This window comes from Pseudomonas sp. efr-133-TYG-5, from assembly GCF_030209175.1.
Taxonomy (GTDB): Bacteria; Pseudomonadota; Gammaproteobacteria; order Pseudomonadales; family Pseudomonadaceae; genus Aquipseudomonas.
The window spans coordinates 205,056-220,579 of sequence record NZ_JARVSM010000009.1; the positions used below are offsets into that span (position 1 = coordinate 205,056).

The 15,524-nt window shown below is 61.6% G+C and carries 17 protein-coding genes; 4 read left to right on the forward strand and 13 right to left on the reverse strand.

Annotated elements, in window-relative coordinates:
* The 3 genes from ngg (at window position 1) to QRN70_RS25805 (ending at window position 3,455) form a co-directional block, all read left to right on the forward strand.
* Window positions 1–1,746, forward strand: a complete 1,746-nt coding sequence (ngg, locus tag QRN70_RS25795) for an N-acetylglutaminylglutamine synthetase (RefSeq protein WP_285420682.1) — start codon at window positions 1–3, stop codon at window positions 1,744–1,746.
* Window positions 1,747–1,865: 119 nt separating this feature from the next.
* Window positions 1,866–3,056, forward strand: coding sequence for an osmoprotectant NAGGN system M42 family peptidase (locus QRN70_RS25800; RefSeq protein ID WP_285420683.1), 1,191 nt, complete (start codon window positions 1,866–1,868; stop codon window positions 3,054–3,056).
* Between the two features lie 171 nt (window positions 3,057–3,227).
* Window positions 3,228–3,455 (forward strand): YheU family protein, encoded by a 228-nt coding sequence (locus tag QRN70_RS25805; RefSeq protein WP_003199186.1) that lies wholly within the window; start codon window positions 3,228–3,230, stop codon window positions 3,453–3,455.
* 6 nt (window positions 3,456–3,461) lie between these two features.
* Here the strand turns inward: QRN70_RS25805 and csrA are convergent, their stop codons facing one another.
* The 3 genes from csrA to QRN70_RS25820 all read right to left on the reverse strand — a co-directional run bounded on the left by csrA (window position 3,462) and on the right by QRN70_RS25820 (window position 5,008).
* Window positions 3,462–3,647, reverse strand: a complete 186-nt coding sequence (csrA, locus tag QRN70_RS25810) for a carbon storage regulator CsrA (RefSeq protein ID WP_285420684.1) — start codon at window positions 3,645–3,647, stop codon at window positions 3,462–3,464.
* Between the two features lie 149 nt (window positions 3,648–3,796).
* Window positions 3,797–4,129 carry a YnfA family protein gene (locus QRN70_RS25815; RefSeq protein ID WP_285420685.1) on the reverse strand — a complete coding sequence of 111 codons (333 nt, stop codon included), beginning with the start codon at window positions 4,127–4,129 and terminating at the stop codon, window positions 3,797–3,799.
* Between the two features lie 63 nt (window positions 4,130–4,192).
* Window positions 4,193–5,008, reverse strand: a complete 816-nt coding sequence (locus tag QRN70_RS25820; RefSeq protein ID WP_285420686.1) for an SDR family oxidoreductase — start codon at window positions 5,006–5,008, stop codon at window positions 4,193–4,195.
* Window positions 5,009–5,352: 344 nt separating this feature from the next.
* Here QRN70_RS25820 and QRN70_RS25825 point away from each other — a divergent pair, with 344 nt between their 5' ends.
* Complete coding sequence (locus QRN70_RS25825) at window positions 5,353–5,511, forward strand: DUF3309 family protein (protein ID WP_169432680.1); 159 nt, start codon at window positions 5,353–5,355, stop codon at window positions 5,509–5,511.
* A 57-nt stretch (window positions 5,512–5,568) separates the two neighbouring features.
* On the opposite strand, the gene QRN70_RS25830 is transcribed toward QRN70_RS25825, so the two are convergent.
* From QRN70_RS25830 to QRN70_RS25875, 10 genes are all read right to left on the reverse strand, one after another.
* Window positions 5,569–7,662 (reverse strand): LTA synthase family protein, encoded by a 2,094-nt coding sequence (locus tag QRN70_RS25830; RefSeq protein ID WP_285420687.1) that lies wholly within the window; start codon window positions 7,660–7,662, stop codon window positions 5,569–5,571.
* A 314-nt stretch (window positions 7,663–7,976) separates the two neighbouring features.
* A complete protein-coding gene (locus QRN70_RS25835) occupies window positions 7,977–8,582 on the reverse strand; it encodes an START domain-containing protein (RefSeq protein ID WP_285420688.1) in 606 nt (201 codons plus the stop codon).
* Between the two features lie 41 nt (window positions 8,583–8,623).
* Window positions 8,624–8,878 (reverse strand): YkgJ family cysteine cluster protein, encoded by a 255-nt coding sequence (locus QRN70_RS25840; protein ID WP_285420689.1) that lies wholly within the window; start codon window positions 8,876–8,878, stop codon window positions 8,624–8,626.
* Between the two features lie 166 nt (window positions 8,879–9,044).
* Window positions 9,045–9,524 (reverse strand): translation initiation factor 2, encoded by a 480-nt coding sequence (locus QRN70_RS25845; protein ID WP_285420690.1) that lies wholly within the window; start codon window positions 9,522–9,524, stop codon window positions 9,045–9,047.
* Window positions 9,525–9,602: 78 nt separating this feature from the next.
* Window positions 9,603–11,042: an aminotransferase-like domain-containing protein gene (locus tag QRN70_RS25850; protein WP_285420691.1), complete on the reverse strand. Its 1,440-nt coding sequence runs from the start codon at window positions 11,040–11,042 to the stop codon at window positions 9,603–9,605.
* Window positions 11,043–11,245: 203 nt separating this feature from the next.
* Window positions 11,246–12,058 carry an OmpA family protein gene (locus tag QRN70_RS25855; protein WP_285420692.1) on the reverse strand — a complete coding sequence of 271 codons (813 nt, stop codon included), beginning with the start codon at window positions 12,056–12,058 and terminating at the stop codon, window positions 11,246–11,248.
* Window positions 12,055–12,411: a DUF4398 domain-containing protein gene (locus tag QRN70_RS25860; RefSeq protein WP_285420693.1), complete on the reverse strand. Its 357-nt coding sequence runs from the start codon at window positions 12,409–12,411 to the stop codon at window positions 12,055–12,057. Before QRN70_RS25860 ends, QRN70_RS25855 begins: the two co-directional genes overlap by 4 nt.
* 9 nt (window positions 12,412–12,420) lie before the next feature.
* Window positions 12,421–13,251, reverse strand: coding sequence for a substrate-binding periplasmic protein (locus QRN70_RS25865; RefSeq protein ID WP_285420694.1), 831 nt, complete (start codon window positions 13,249–13,251; stop codon window positions 12,421–12,423).
* A gap of 80 nt (window positions 13,252–13,331) precedes the next feature.
* Window positions 13,332–14,261: an electron transfer flavoprotein subunit alpha/FixB family protein gene (locus QRN70_RS25870; protein ID WP_007961977.1), complete on the reverse strand. Its 930-nt coding sequence runs from the start codon at window positions 14,259–14,261 to the stop codon at window positions 13,332–13,334.
* Window positions 14,262–15,011, reverse strand: coding sequence for an electron transfer flavoprotein subunit beta/FixA family protein (locus QRN70_RS25875; protein WP_003226982.1), 750 nt, complete (start codon window positions 15,009–15,011; stop codon window positions 14,262–14,264). It lies immediately after the preceding gene.
* Window positions 15,012–15,524: the final 513 nt, after the last annotated feature.

Below are 15,524 nucleotides of genomic sequence, written 5' to 3' on the forward strand. Positions count from 1 at the left end.
ATGAAACCCCACGCCACGGCTTACAGCCAACGCCTGCTGCGCGGCCAGACGCCGTCCTACGAGCGCTTGCAGGCGCGCCTGGCCGAAGATGGCAGCGAACCGGCCAGCGCCCCGATTGCCGTGCACTGCGGCTGGGGCCGCTTGCTGATCGGCCATACCTTCCCGGATCCGGCGAGCCTCGCCGAAGAACTGCTCAACGAACAACCGGGCGAGCGCGACATTGCGTTGTACGTCGCCGCGCCGCAGCAGATCCTCGGCCTCGAACCGACGCAGCTGTTTCTCGACCCGTCCGACACCCTGCGCCTGTGGTTCAGCGACTATCGCCAGGCCACCCGGGTGTTTCGTGGCTTTCGCATTCGCCGCGCGCAGAGCGAAGCGGACTGGCAGGCGATCAACCATTTGTACCAGGCGCGCGGCATGCTGCCGATCGATGCCAGCCTGCTCACCCCGCATCATCAGGGCGGCCCGGTGTACTGGCTGGCCGAGGACGAAGACAGCGGCGCGGTGATCGGCAGCGTCATGGGCCTCAACCATCAGAAAGCCTTCAACGATCCCGAGCACGGCAGCAGCCTCTGGTGCCTGGCGGTCGATCCGCAATGTTCGCGTCCCGGCGTCGGCGAGGTATTGGTGCGCCATCTGGTCGAGCACTTCATGAGTCGCGGCCTGAGCTACCTCGACCTGTCGGTGCTGCACAACAATCGCCAGGCCAAGAACCTCTACGCCAAACTGGGTTTTCGCAATCTCTCGACCTTCGCCATCAAGCGCAAGAACGGCATCAACCAGACGCTGTTCCTCGGCCCGGGGCCGGAAGCCCAGTTCAATCCCTATGCGCGGATCATCGTCGAGGAAGCCCATCGGCGCGGCATCGATGTGCAAGTGGACGATGCCGAGGCCGGCCTGTTCACCCTCAGCCACGGCGGCCGCCGGGTCCGTTGCCGCGAATCACTGAGCGACCTCACCAGCGCCATCAGCATGAGCCTGTGCCAGGACAAAAGCCTGACCCACAAGGTGCTCAAAGCCGCCGGGTTGCAACTGCCCTCGCAACAACTGGCCGGCAATGCCGACGACAACCTGGCGTTTCTCGACGAGCACCAGCGCATCGTGGTCAAGCCGCTGGACGGCGAACAAGGCCAGGGCGTGGCCGTGGATCTGCAGAGCATCGAAGAGGTGCAACAGGCCATCGAAGCGGCAAAAGCCTTCGACAGCCGGGTACTGCTGGAAAGCTTCCACGAAGGTCTCGACCTGCGGATTCTGGTGATCGGCTTCGAGGTCGTGGCAGCGGCCATCCGCCGTCCGGCAGAAGTGGTCGGTGACGGCCAGCACTCGATCGGCGCGCTGATCGAAGCCCAGAGCCGTCGCCGGCAAGCGGCGACCGGCGGCGAAAGCAAGATTCCCCTGGATCACGAGACCCAGCGCACCCTGCATGCGGCCGGTTACGACTACAGCAGCATTCTGCCGGCCGGCGAGCACCTGTTCGTGCGCCGCACCGCCAACCTGCACACCGGCGGCACGCTGGAAGATGTCACGGCGATCCTCCATCCGACGTTGGTCGATGCCGCCGTGCGGGCGGCGCGGGCACTGGACATTCCGATGGTCGGACTCGACCTGATGGTGCCGGCGGCGGATCAGCCCGAGTACGTCTTCATCGAGGCCAACGAACGCGCAGGGCTGGCCAACCATGAACCGCAACCGACAGCGGAACGCTTTGTCGATCTGCTGTTTCCACACAGTCAACCGGCCGTCTGAGCCTTTCCTGATCGTTCCCGCGTGCTGCGCGGGAACGCCTCACCGGACGCTTGCGTCCCCGGCTGCCGGACCGCGCCGCGCGTGGAGTCGACCAGCCGCTCAACCCGTCAGGAGCTTCCATGACCAACCGAATTCCCGAACCGGATTTGAATTACCTGCAGAAAGTCCTGCTGGAAATGCTCGCCATTCCCAGCCCCACCGGGTTCACCGACACCATCGTGCGCTACGTCGCCGAGCGGCTGGAAGAACTCGGCATTCCGTTTGAAATGACCCGCCGCGGCACGATCCGCGCCACGCTCAAGGGCAAGAAGAACAGCCCGGACCGCGCCGTGTCGGCGCACCTCGACACCATCGGCGCCGCCGTACGCGCGGTGAAGGACAACGGGCGCCTGACCCTCGCGCCGGTCGGTTGCTGGTCAAGCCGCTTTGCCGAAGGCAGCCGGGTCAGCCTGTTCACCGACAACGGCGTGATCCGTGGCAGCGTGCTGCCCTTGATGGCGTCCGGACACGCGTTCAACACCGCCGTGGACGAGATGCCGATCAGTTGGGATCACGTCGAACTGCGTCTGGACGCCTACTGCGCGACCAAGGCCGATTGCGACTCGCTGGGCATCAGCGTCGGCGACGTGGTGGCGTTCGATCCGCTGCCGGAGTTCACCGACAGCGGCCATATCAGCGCCCGTCACCTCGACGACAAGGCCGGCGTCGCGGCGTTGCTGGCCTCGCTCAAGGCCATCGTCGACAGCGGCGAAGAACTGATGATCGACTGCCATCCGCTGTTCACCATCACCGAGGAAACCGGCAGCGGCGCGGCAGCCGCCTTGCCGTGGGACGTCAGCGAGTTCGTCGGCATCGACATCGCGCCGGTCGCACCCGGCCAGCACTCCAGCGAACACGCGGTCAGCGTGGCCATGCAGGATTCCGGCGGGCCGTACGACTATCACCTGTCGCGGCATCTGCTGCGCCTGGCCGCCGAGAACGAATTGCCGGTGCGCCGCGACCTGTTCCGCTACTACTTCAGCGATGCGCATTCGGCGGTGACCGCCGGCCACGACATCCGCACCGCCCTGCTCGCCTTCGGTTGCGACGCCACCCATGGTTACGAACGTACGCACATCGACAGCCTGGCAGCGTTGAGCCGCCTGCTCGGCGCCTACATTCTGAGTCCGCCGGTGTTCGCCAGCGACGCACAGCCGGCGAATGCCTCGCTGGATCGCTTCAGTCACCAGATCGAGCATGAGACGCAGATGGAAAGCGATACCCGCGTACCGTCCGTGGACAGCCTGGTGGGGCAACGATCGGACAGTTGAGGCGGAGTCCGGCTCGCCGTCGACGCCGGCAACCCGGTTCGTGCAGATGAATGGATTTGCAGGAACCGGGTGGCCGGCGCTGGCGGTCCGGCCAGCGCCAGACAAATCCCGGACTGGCCGCGATCCCGCATTCGCCGTAGCATCGCGCCATTGATTTAGCCGAGGTGCCCCATGCTCATTCCCCACGACCAACTTGAAGTCGATACCCTGACCCGCCTGATCGAGGATTTCGTCACCCGCGACGGCACTGACAACGGTGACGACACGCCGCTGGAAACCCGCGTACTGCGCGTGCGTCAAGCGCTGACCAAGGGCCAGGCGCTGATCGTTTTCGACCCGGAGAGCGAGCAGTGCCAGTTGATGCTCAAGCACGACGTGCCCAAGCACCTGTTCGACTGAAACCCGTCAGCGGGTCTTGGCGCTGGCCTGTTTGCGCTGGATCCGCTCGTAGACTTCGGCGCGATGCACATGGACCTGCTCGGGCGCCTCGATGCCGAACCGCACACTGGAGCCATTGACCGCCAGGACGCGCAGGGAAATATTGTCGCCGATGGAAATCAGTTCACCGACGACACGGCTCAGTACAAGCATGGGGGGTTGTCCTTCAAGGTTTGCGAGCCTCGAAGATGCGCGGCTTGCGCACGCGGCACAATGCGCTGCAGGCAAATCAGTCTTGCCCTACAGCGAGCGCAGTGCAGGCCTTCAGACTTTTCCTGCAAATGCAGGAAAGCTCCGATGATTCAGGCCGCGGAGAACTTCGGCCCGAACAGAATCACACTGGCACCGATCACGCACAACGCTACGCCGATCCAGTCCGAACCCAGCGGGCGAATGCGCTCAACCACCGCCAGCCAGCCGATCGACGCGACGATGTAGATGCCGCCATACGCCGCGTAGGCGCGCCCGGCGTAAGTCGCTTCGACGCGCGTCAGAAGCAATGCGAACAGGGTCAAGCTGAGCAATGCCGGGATCACCCACAAGGCGCTCTTGCCCTGGCGCAACCACATCCAGAAAGCGAAGCAGCCGGCGATTTCGAACAGCGCGGCGAGGAAAAACCACAGGTAATTGAGCATGCACAGATCTCGTCAGGGTAACCGTTGCGGCCACCCTAACGACGCATCCCCGACGCGGCAAGCTCAGGCGTTGCCTTGCCTGGCCTTGGCGCGCATTTTCTCCGCCATCGAAGTCATTTCGTTGTACAGCAGTTGCGGGTTCTTCTGCTTGATCGCCCAGGCCATGCGCCCTTGTTCGTGCGGCAGGATCATGAACTCGCCAGCCGCCACTTGCTGGAAGATGTAGTCGGCGATGTCCGCGGCGGTGATCGGCGAACTTTCCAGCAACTTGCCGACCTGGGCTTTCATCGCCGGTGTCGGGCCACGGAACGAATCCAGCAGGTTGGTCTGGAAGAACGACGGGCAAACCACATGCACGCCGACTTCCTGCTGCGCCAGTTCGATCAGCAGGCTTTCGGACAGCGCCACCACTCCGGCCTTGGCCACGTTGTAGTTGCTCATCGCCGGGCCCTGCATCAGCGCGGCCATGGAAGCGATGTTGATGATCTTGCCCTTGCTCTGTTCCAGCAACGGCAGGAACGCCTTGCAGCCCTTGACCACCCCCATCAGGTTGATCGCAATCTGCCAGTCCCAGTCTTCCAGCGACAGTTCGCTGAAGAACCCGCCGGAAGCGACCCCGGCGTTGTTGACGATGATGTCGATACCGGCAAATTTCTCTTCACAGGCCTGGGCGAACGCGGTGAGCTGGCTGTAATCGCGCACGTCGCAGCGCTGGATGAAACCGTCGCCGCCCGCCTCACGGACCTGTTTGAGGGTTTCCTGCAAACCGGGCTCGCTGACATCGGACAAGGCCAACCGCCAGCCTTCACGCGCCCAGCGCAGCGCGATTTCGCGACCCAGGCCGGAGCCCGCGCCAGTGATCATCATGCGATTCTGCATAGCAAACAGCCTTGTCGTTCCGGGGAAGATGCGCGGAGTGTAGCGAAGGATCCGTGGCGACCCACGCTCCATCAGATTGCTGAATGGTGGACGCAAACCGTGGCATCAAGCACGAACGTTGGCCGCCATCACTGACGTCCGTCGCGCACTTTCGTCAACGCTGGCGAGTCAAATGAAGCGGCAGGCTTCTGCCGGTAAAAGGAAATAAACCTGCGATCCAAATACATTAAAAAAACATTGAATTTTCTTTCACGGACAGCAGTCGGAACTTGTAAGCCGTCTGGAATTAGTTCAGTACCAGCCGCCCGGAACATCAGACTTTTCAGAACACTTTCAACAAGGAAATAGACATGGGCACAATTCTTATCATCATCCTGATCCTGTTGCTGATCGGTGGTCTGCCGGTCTTCCCGCACTCCAGAAGTTGGGGTTATGGCCCGTCCGGCATTATCGGTGTGGTACTGGTGGTACTGTTGGTGTTGTTGTTACTCGGTCGGATATAACGTTTTTCCGAACAAAAAAAGAGGCCCTCGCAGGGCCTCTTTTTTATTCTGCCGGAATCAATCCGGCTTGCCGTTGACCACACCCGCGGTGTTGTCCATCAGGCTCTTGGTCGCCGTTTGCAGGAACGCTTCAAGCTTGAGTTTCAATTCGGCGGTACGCGGTGCGTCCGCAATGATCTCGGCAGAAGGGTTCGCGCCCAGTTGGTACTGGTAGATCTTCGGCGCCATTTCCTTCTCTTTCGGCAGCACGAGGATCTGGTCGGCGGTGACGATGGCTGTGGTCTGCTCGCTGCCCGACGGCTTGATCACACCGAAACCGGTGTCGCCTGCCGGCAGGTTGAGCAAGTCGCGGCCCCAGCATTGATGACGCACTTCGCCACCCAGGCGGCCCATGATGGTCGGCACGATGTCGATCTGGGTGCCAACGGTATGGTCGCGGGTACCGAACTTCTCCTGGATGCCCGGTGCGATCATCAGCATCGGCACGTTGAAACGTCCCAGGTCCATTTCGGTGATCTGCCGCTCGTTGCCGAAGCCGTGGTCGCCGACGATGACGAACAGGGTTTCCTTGAAGTACGGCTCCTTGCGCGCCTTCTCGAAGAACTGGCCCAGTGCCCAGTCGGCGTAACGCATGGCTGTCAGGTGTTCATTGAGCGTCCCGCGATCGGTCACGCGCTCGACCGGCAAAGGCGTCGGCAGCGCATACGGCGTGTGGTTGGACAGGGTCTGCAGCAACGCATAGAACGGCTTGCCGTTTTCGCGCGCCTTGAGCTCCACCAGGCCACGGTCGAACATGTCCTGGTCGGACACGCCCCAGGTCGGATCGGAGAACACCGGGTTGACGAAGTCGTTACGGCCGACGAAGTTGGTCATGCCCTGGTTGCTGAAGAAACCCGACTGGTTGTCCCAGGCGAAATCGCCGTTGTAGACATACACATCGTCGTAGTTGCGGGCACTGAGCAGTTGCGGCAGGCCGGACAGCTTGTGGCTGCCTTCCGGGGTCTGCATCAGGTATTCGAAGCCTGGCAGGTTCGGGAAGCAGGCCATCGTGGCGAACATGCCCTGGTGGGTATGGGTGCCGTTGGAGAAGAAGCGGTCGAACAACAGGCCTTCCTTCGACAGTTTGTCGAGGTACGGCGTGATGTTGCCCGGTGCGCCCAGAGCGCCCACCGAGTGACCGGCCATGCTTTCCATCAGGATCACGACGACGTTCTTGATCGGCAGGGTCTTGTCGGCCGGCGGCGTGTAGTCACGACGCACGGCAGCGATGTCGGTATCGACCAGTTTGTCGTCCGGCATCACCAGCATGTCGCGCACGACCTTCTGCGCCTGCTCCTGCGGCAAGGTGGCTTTCCAGATGTTGTCGCGATCTTCGCCCATGCGGTCCTTGGCGGCGGCGATCAGCGACAGCGTGCCGTTGAGGCCGAGCTGGTTGGCGAAGTTCGATTCGGTGGTGTAGACGTCACCCCAGCGCAGCGGCGGGCCCTGGCGCAGGGTGCCACGGGCGGCAACCACGCAGACCACCAGGCACAGCACGAACACGGCCAGGCGCGCATACCACGGCGCCACTTGCCGGGTGCCGACATTGCCGCCACTGAACGGACCGCGCGGGCGGGTGGCCCGGTCGGCGCCCTTGAATGCCAGGGTCAGGATCAGCGTGCCCACGGCCCAGGCCAGCAGGTAGCGCACCACCGGGAAACCGTACCAGAGCATGCTCATCACGGTTTTCGGATCTTCCTTCACGTACTGGAACACCAGGCCGTTGAGGCGCTGGTGGAACTCGCGGTAGAAGTCCATCTCCATCAGGCCGAGGAACAGCGCGATGCTCGAAGCGACGGTCAGCCACAGACGGAAGAAGCCCCGCGCCGCCATCGCACGGGCGCTGAACAACGCCAGCACCAGAGGCACGCAGAGGTACACCACCAGGCGCAGGTCGAAACGCAGGCCATTGGCGAAGGCTTCGAGGAAGGTCGAGGCCGGGGTATCGAGGATCATCTCGCGGTTGTAGACCAGCAGCGCGAGGCGCAGCACGGAAAACATCACCATCATGACCAGCGCGCACAGCAGCGTGTAGGCCAGATGCGATTTGACGGTCGGTTGCAGCAGGCGACTGGAAGATCGCTGCTGATTCAGGGCGTCCGGGTTTGCCATGTCGTTTTAGGACCCATTGGAAGTTGAAATTGCAGAAAATACAGCGGCGCCCTGCCCTCTGTTGGCCATTCCAGGCCCCGGGGCTTGCGCGGTGCGCAAATGTTGCACGATCACCGGCGGCATTGCCATTGATTACTGTTCTGCTGCCCGAGACTTTCATCCAGCGCCGGGCACCCGGACAGCTTGCAGACAGCGCGGGCGAATTGTCGGGAAGCGTTTGTGAAAATTTCGTCCAACGCATATCCGGAAACACAATAAAGCCGCAAGCAAAAACGCCCCGAATCAATCGGGGCGTTCTGGCTTGAGCCTGCAGGTTACTTTTCAGCGCGCTCTTTAAGGGCCTTGAGCGTATTGAACGGTGCATCGACGACGAACTTGTTGGCCACCATCGCCGGGACGCTGCCACCTGGCTCGGTGTGCACCTGATAGGTCACTTCGACCTGATCGCCCTTGGGCACGAACTTCCAGAAGCCCTTGACCTGGGCCACGCGGACGAAACCTTTCTCTTCGGGAATGTACTTCGGCACGCCGTCGAGATTGCGGGTCAGGCTGCCATCGGCGCCTTCGACGGTGGTGATATGCAGCACCGAGTCACGCGGCGTGACTGGCCATGGCGTATTGAACTGGGTGTAGGTCCAGCTCTGGTCACCCTCGTGCTTGAGCAGTTTCTGGCTCTTGCACTCATGGATCCAGGCGCAGGCACCGGAGACGTCTTCCTGCAGGGCGCGCAATTTGGCGATGGTGGTCTTCATCAGGGTCACGCCCTGGTACGACTTGTAGTCCGAACCTGGCACTTCGCTGAGGGACACCTTGATGCCGTCCTCGTTCTTGGCGACTTTCCAGTCTTCTGCCTGGGCGGCCGTGGTGGCCAGCACAGCGGTCAAACCACACAACACAGCGATACGATGCAGCGAACCCATAGTCTTATTCCTTATTGTTGAAGTTCCGTTCGTTTGACACATCACGCCGCCGTCATCTGCTCCCACCAGCCGATCAGCCTGATCGCTTCTTCCTGGCTGGAGCCGCAGACCTCGACGTCGGCCTTGAACCCTGAACAGACAGCAGGCCGTTCCGCTCGACCGAAAATGCTGCACAGGTTTTCGACCGAGAGTTGCACGCAACGTTCGCCGGCGGGTTTGCCATCAGGCATGCCGGGAATCGGCGAACTGATGGAAGGGGCAATACAACAGGCGCCACAGCCTTCACGGCATTTCATGACGACGAGTTCCTCGCAACGGGCAATGTGTTAAAGGGACGCGGAACAGAGTAACCGCTAAAACGCTTGTTTCAAATTCCCTGAACCGGGGTTTTTCCGCAGAAAGCAAAGTGACTGACCAGTCGGCGACAAAGCGTCTGGTCCGCGGGTCACGGCAGGCGCGGATTTATTGCTTGAATTCGAAATCGAGGGCCGCGCCTTCGACGTCGCGGCGTTCTTCGTTTCGCAACTGCAGCTGCATTTCGTTGCTCAGCAGACGGCCGTTGAGCTGGAACCCGCTGTTTTTCTCACCGAAAAACTGCGGCAGGATCGGCTCATGCTTGGGCAGCGGCACGGTGCCGACCGGCTTCAACTCCTGCACCATGTCCTTGGGCAGGCTGAGGTCGAGTTTGGCCGGCGGGAGTTTGGTTTTCACCACTTCGCTGGCCGGTTTCGACTTGGCGGCGATCGGCGCGCGCTTCTTCACCGGAGCGGCTTTCTTCTGCGCGGATTTATTCGCCGTGGCCGCTTTCTTCGCGCCCTGCGGTGGGTTGCCAGAGGCGGTGGCAGGCGGCTTTTCCTGAACGGCGGCTGCCATGACACCGGGCACAGGACCCATCATCAGTAAGCCAAACACAATCCATGCAGTAGGAAAAATCGCTTTCATGACCCCAACGACACTAACGGCAGAGGGCCATATGCTCGCCTGTTGAGCGCGGCATGACAAGCTCGGCGCTGCACCTGTTCAGAAACCGCCTGCCGTTTCCTGACACAGTTGGGTCGCCAGCAGCCCCAATGTCATCAACGCCCGCTCGGCTTCGCGATTCCACGGAATGCCGCAATTGAGGCGGATACAGTGGTTGAATTGCTCGGTATTACTGAAGATCAGCCCCGGGGCAATGCTGATGCCCTGCTGCAATGCCCGCACGTGCAATTCCTGGGTATTGACCCGTCCGGGCAGGCTGACCCAGAGGATGAAACCGCCGGTGGGACGAGTCATCTGGGTACCTTCCGGGAAGTACTGCTGCACCGCCAGTTGGAAGGCACTGAGATTTTTCCGATATTCCTGGCGGATGTAACGCAAATGCCGGTCGTAGCCGCCGTTTTCCAGGTACGCGGCGATTGCCATTTGCGTGACGCTGCAGGCCGAATGGGTGGTGAAGGTCTGCAGGCGCTGGATCTCTTGCTGATACTTGCCGGCAATCATCCAGCCGATGCGTACACCCGGCGAGAGGGTTTTGGAAAAGCTCGAGCAATAGATCACCCGGTCCAGTCGATCGTAGGCTTTCAGGGCCTTGGTCCGGCCCTGCTCGAACATCAGCTCGCCATAGATGTCGTCCTCGACGATCTGGATATCGAAATCCGACGCCAGGCGCAGCAGTTGTTTCTGCCGCTCTTCGGGCATGGTGCCGCCGAGCGGATTGCTCAGGCGGGTGGTCAATACCAGAGCCTTGATCGACCATTGGTTGGCCGCCAGTTGCAGCGCCTCCAGGCTCATGCCAGTGGCCGGGTCGCTGGGGATCTCGATGACTTTCAGGCCGAGCAGATCGGCCAGTTGCAGCAGACCGTAATAGGTTGGCGATTCGGCGGCGATCAGATCACCGGGGCGGGTCAGCACGCGCAGGGACATCTGCAGGGCGTCGACGCACCCATGGCTGATCACCACTTCCGAGGGATCGACCACCACTCCGGCATCGCGCATGCGGATCGCCACCTGGCGGCGCAACGGTTCGAAACCGGGGCTGAACATGTAACTGAAAGCGCGCGGACTGTGAAAGCGGGTGACCTTTGCCAGCTGCTGATGCAGCGCGCGCACCGGCAGGTAATCGACACTGGGTACGGCCGCGCCCAGCGGGAACACCCCTTCACGACGCGATTCGACCAGCACCTGCTGGATGATGCTGCTGCGGGTGACCAGCCCCGGACGCTCGACGCGGGCGATGTCCGGCGTTGGCGCGGTCAGGGCCGGCGTCTGGTGCACATAGTAGCCGGATTGCGGCCGCGCCCGGATCAGCCCCTGATCCTCGAGGTTGGCGTACGCCTGCAACACCGTCGCATGGCTGACGTTGAGCTGCGAACTCATCTTGCGCACCGAAGGCACGCGCTCCCCCGGTTGGTAGACACCACGGCGAATGTCTTCGGCCAGTTGCTGAGCAATACGTTGGTAGAGCAAGAGATTGGTCATGACGCAGCACTCGATTTCACGGGCGTTTTATTCTTGTGTGAAACAATACCGGAACAGTTTAGAAGTGTACTGGGACAGTTGCCAGATTACTCGACCATACAGTGCAGTGTCAGCCACCACTGTAGGGTTTTGCGCACCAATCGACAGACGTAAAAAAGCCCGGTGCTGCAGGGCAGCCCGGGCTATTGCAGGCGCAGGCGATCTTAGCGGGCAGCGCCGAGCTGGCCCTTTTCGTCGGAGAAGACGATTTCCACTCGACGGTTCTGCGCCCGCCCACGCTCGGAAGCGTTGGCGTCCACCGGGTATTCGTCGCCGTAACCTTCCACCTGGATACGTTTGTCGTCGATACCGAGGTCCATCAGCACGTCGGCCACCGCCTGGGCGCGATCGCGGGACAGCTTGAGGTTTTCCTGCTTGCCGCCGGTGCTGTCGGTGTAGCCCTCGATGCGCACGACACGCTTGGGGTTCAGTTGCAGGAACTGGACGATCTTCAGCACGACGCGGTTGGCCGAATTCTTCAGCTCCGCCTCGCCGGTGTCGAACAGCACGTCGCCGAGGGTCATCACCAGGCCGCGATCGGTCTGGGTAGTGGCCAGGGCGACAATCTGTTCCTCGAGCCATTTGCCCTGCTGCTGCACGCTCAGCAGTTTCGATTCGCGCAGCGCCAGTTGCAGGCGCTGACGTTCCAGTTCGAGTTTCGCCGCGCGCTCTTCGTTGAGCACCTGGTTGGTGTGCTCGCGGGCGATTTCGCTGTAGCGCTGGCTGAGGTAGGCGTAATGCACCACGTCCGAGCCGCTGCCCCAGTAGGTGGACAGGCGATCGGCGCGGGCCAGGGATTCGCCGGCACGGATCACGTCCTTGGGCGCGATGCGCAAGACGTTGGAGTCTTCCTTGACCTTCTGGAAGTCGCTGCCGGCCTGTTGCAGCGCGGCTTCGCTGTGCTGGCCGGCGCAACCGTAGAGGCCGGCGCAAGCGGCGATCAGCAAAGCACCGAGGGCGTTGGACTTGAGGCTCATTGGGCATCTCCCAGTTGCTTGCGCAGACGGACGATGCGGGTGTTGAGGACGTTGAGCTGCTCCTCGCTCTTTTGCGTCAGCACCTTGGCCTCCGCCAGGCGCGCGTCGAGTTCGGCCTGCTCGGCACGCATGCGCGCATTCTTGAAGGACTGGTCAGCCATGTTGCCTTTGGCGCGGTTGAACTTGTCTTCGGCCAGTTTCATTTCCGGCACGTCATCGGCGCTGGCGCCCACGGCCTTGGCTTGCTCGAGGGCCTGCTCGGTCAGGCGCATTTGTTCAGTCGGTGCCGGATCGCTGGCGCAACCGGCCAGGGCCAGAACGGCCATGGCCGCGAAAAGAGGTCGAATACTCACTAAGAATCCCTACTGTTTTGGGGCACTGACAGGTTGTTGCGGCTGTTGCTGCTGCGCCTTCCAGCGCTCGATGTTGCGTTGCAGCACGGCTTCCGTCAGTCCGGACGCGGGCAATTCTGTCATCTTTTTAGCAAGCTGTCCGCGCAACCACGGATCGTTGCAGGCCGAGTTGTGCGAAACCGCGAGGAACAGGCCGGGCCGGTCGATCGGTTGCTCGAAGGCCAGCAAGTCGTTGGCCATGCCCAGCGCCTGCGCGGCGGCCATGCCCGAGTAGCGCCCGGCGAGGACATATTCCACTTCGCCCAGGAGAAGTTTCTGAAAGGCCTGGGTCAGGTTTGCCGTACGGACCAGGGTCAATTGCTGCTCGGCGAAAGTGCCGAATGCCTGGGTCATTCGAGACTTTTCCGGCAAGCCGCCGGTATGGCCGTGCAGGTCCCGAGCCTCGCTGTAGACCAGGGCCGAGCCCTTGCGCGTCCACACCAGATAATCGTTTTCCAGCAGCGGCGGATGGATGTAATCGAGATTTTCCAGCTCATTGAGGGTCAGCGGCGCGTCGGCCAGCATGTCCATGCGCCCGCTGCGCACTTCGTCGAGGGCCTGGGCGCGCTTGCCGGCATACAACAACTCGACCTTGATCCCCAGGTCCTTGGCCACTTGCTGCAACAGCTCGGCACTGGCGCCAATCAGTTGCTTGGGATTCTGCGGGTCCTGCCACAGGTACGGCGGCGCGTCCGGGCTGCCGGTGACGACGAGGCGCTCGCATTTACCGGCGGCCACGGACAGTCCCGGCAACAGGGCCAGACCCAACAGCATCGAGCAGCGCAACCGGCGCAGATCCATGGCGAAACGCTCCCACTCAAATCCGAGACAAAAAAAAGCCCGACCAACAGGCCGGGCTCTTTATAAGTGAAGCTGCCGGATTAGACCAGCTTCTCCAGCTCAGGGACTGCTTCGAACAGATCCGCCACCAGGCCGTAATCGGCCACCTGGAAGATCGGCGCTTCTTCGTCCTTGTTGATCGCAACGATCACTTTGGAGTCTTTCATGCCGGCCAGGTGCTGGATCGCGCCGGAGATACCGACGGCGATGTACAGCTGTGGCGCAACGATCTTGCCGGTCTGACCGACCTGCATGTCGTTCGGCACGAAACCTGCGTCGACCGCGGCGCGCGAGGCACCGACGGCAGCGCCGAGCTTGTCGGCCAGGGCGTACAGGTGTTTGAAGTTGTCGCCGTTCTGCATGCCGCGGCCGCCGGATACGACGATCTTGGCAGCGGTCAGCTCAGGACGATCGGACTTGGCCAGTTCTTCGCTGACGAAGCTGGAAGTGCCGGCGTCGTGCGCAGCAGCAACCGCTTCAACGGCAGCCGAACCACCTTCAGCAGCAACCGGGTCGAAACCGGTGGCACGCACGGTGATCACCTTGATCGCGGCGGTCGACTGCACGGTAGCGATGGCGTTACCGGCGTAGATCGGACGCTTGAAGGTGTCGGCGCTTTCGACCGAGATGATCTCGGAGATCTGGTCGACGTCCAGCGCAGCGGCTACGCGCGGCAGGATGTTTTTGCCGTTGGACGTGGCGGCAGCCAGGATGTGGCTGTAGCCCTTGCCCAGCTCGGCAACCAGCGGCGCAACGTTTTCCGGCAGCTGATGCGCGTAAGCGGCATTGTCAGCGTTGAGGACTTTGCTCACGCCTGCGATTTTCGCTGCGGCTTCAGCCACGGCGCCAGCGCCCTGACCTGCAACCAGAACGTGGATGTCGCCGCCGATTTTGGCCGCAGCAGCCACGGTGTTCAGCGTGGCCGGGGCCAGCACTTTGTTGTCGTGTTCAGCAATAACCAAGATAGTCATTTAGATTACCTTCGCTTCGTTTTTCAGTTTCTCGACCAGTTCAGCCACCGACTTGACCTTGATGCCCGCGCTGCGTGCAGCCGGCGCTTCGACTTTCAGGGTCTTGTTGGTGGAGGCGGTGGAAACGCCCAAAGCGTCCGGAGTCAGCACTTCGAGAGGCTTCTTCTTGGCTTTCATGATGTTTGGCAGGGACGCGTAGCGCGGCTCGTTCAAACGCAGGTCGGTGGTGACGATGGCCGGCAGTTTCAGCGAAACGGTCTGCGCGCCGCCGTCGATTTCGCGAGTCACGGCAACGCTGTCGCCGGAGACTTCGACTTTCGAGGCGAAAGTGCCCTGACCGTAGCCGCTCAGTGCCGCGAGCATCTGGCCGGTCTGGTTGTTGTCGCTGTCGATGGCCTGTTTGCCCAGGATCACCAGTTGTGGCTGTTCCTTGTCGACCACGGCCTTGAGCAGCTTGGCCACGGCCAGGGAGGTCAGGTCTTCGGCGGATTCGACGAGGATGGCGCGGTCGGCACCCAGAGCCAGTGCGGTACGCAGCTGTTCCTGAGCGGTGGACGGGCCGATGGAGACGACGACGATTTCAGTCGCAACACCTTTCTCTTTCAGGCGTACGGCTTCTTCCACTGCGATTTCGCAGAACGGGTTCATCGACATCTTGACGTTGGCGAGGTCTACGCCGGAATTGTCCGCCTTGACGCGAACCTTGACGTTGTAATCCACAACGCGTTTGACAGCTACAAGAACCTTCATGGATTCCTCGTTACTCTCCGGTGAAAAGAAAGTCGCCTAGGCGAACCTGGCGGTTGATGCTCATCGGGCACAAGGGCACCTCTAAAAACGCCGGCCTGTGTACGGGTAACTCCACGTTGCGAAGGGGCTGACCGTTCGTCAGTGGTGACCGACGGGTCATTCAACTTCGCGGTGTGTAAACTGCGCGCCGAACCTGCGCTGCGCATCACCGTGTACCGCCTACGCCCTGTCTTTAGAGGTGCTCTTGAAACCACCATTCAGCCTACGGCGAGCGCAAAACCGCCCGTATCTTGACCGGAACGCCCATTCTGGTCAATACGCCAAAATGCCCCGTCATAAGCCGCGCTTCTTTGATTTCTCTGGGCTTGAGGCGATTCAAACAAACGTTTGTATTGGACGCTAGGAGTGGTGTAGATATAATGCGCCGCCTAGAGAGAAAGGTGGTTTGCCCATTATTACCCTTGACGTTAACGTAAAGGCAATAACGGATGCGACACCGAACCTCCAAATTAG

Excerpts from the sequence above, each read along its gene's own strand:
- QRN70_RS25840 (WP_285420689.1), bottom strand. The coding sequence starts at position 8,878 with ATGAAATGCCGTGAAGGCTGTGGCGCCTGTTGTATTGCCCCTTCCATC.
- QRN70_RS25830 (WP_285420687.1), bottom strand. The coding sequence starts at position 7,662 with ATGGCAAACCCGGACGCCCTGAATCAGCAGCGATCTTCCAGTCGCCTG.
- QRN70_RS25870 (WP_007961977.1), bottom strand. The coding sequence starts at position 14,261 with ATGACTATCTTGGTTATTGCTGAACACGACAACAAAGTGCTGGCCCCG.
- QRN70_RS25815 (WP_285420685.1), bottom strand. The coding sequence starts at position 4,129 with ATGCTCAATTACCTGTGGTTTTTCCTCGCCGCGCTGTTCGAAATCGCC.
- csrA (WP_285420684.1), bottom strand. The coding sequence starts at position 3,647 with ATGCTTGTACTGAGCCGTGTCGTCGGTGAACTGATTTCCATCGGCGAC.
- QRN70_RS25855 (WP_285420692.1), bottom strand. The coding sequence starts at position 12,058 with ATGAGCCTCAAGTCCAACGCCCTCGGTGCTTTGCTGATCGCCGCTTGC.
- QRN70_RS25845 (WP_285420690.1), bottom strand. The coding sequence starts at position 9,524 with ATGAAAGCGATTTTTCCTACTGCATGGATTGTGTTTGGCTTACTGATG.
- QRN70_RS25800 (WP_285420683.1), top strand. The coding sequence starts at position 1,866 with ATGACCAACCGAATTCCCGAACCGGATTTGAATTACCTGCAGAAAGTC.
- QRN70_RS25875 (WP_003226982.1), bottom strand. The coding sequence starts at position 15,011 with ATGAAGGTTCTTGTAGCTGTCAAACGCGTTGTGGATTACAACGTCAAG.
- QRN70_RS25850 (WP_285420691.1), bottom strand. The coding sequence starts at position 11,042 with ATGACCAATCTCTTGCTCTACCAACGTATTGCTCAGCAACTGGCCGAA.
- ngg (WP_285420682.1), top strand. The coding sequence starts at position 1 with ATGAAACCCCACGCCACGGCTTACAGCCAACGCCTGCTGCGCGGCCAG.
- QRN70_RS25865 (WP_285420694.1), bottom strand. The coding sequence starts at position 13,251 with ATGGATCTGCGCCGGTTGCGCTGCTCGATGCTGTTGGGTCTGGCCCTG.
- QRN70_RS25835 (WP_285420688.1), bottom strand. The coding sequence starts at position 8,582 with ATGGGTTCGCTGCATCGTATCGCTGTGTTGTGTGGTTTGACCGCTGTG.
- QRN70_RS25805 (WP_003199186.1), top strand. The coding sequence starts at position 3,228 with ATGCTCATTCCCCACGACCAACTTGAAGTCGATACCCTGACCCGCCTG.
- QRN70_RS25820 (WP_285420686.1), bottom strand. The coding sequence starts at position 5,008 with ATGCAGAATCGCATGATGATCACTGGCGCGGGCTCCGGCCTGGGTCGC.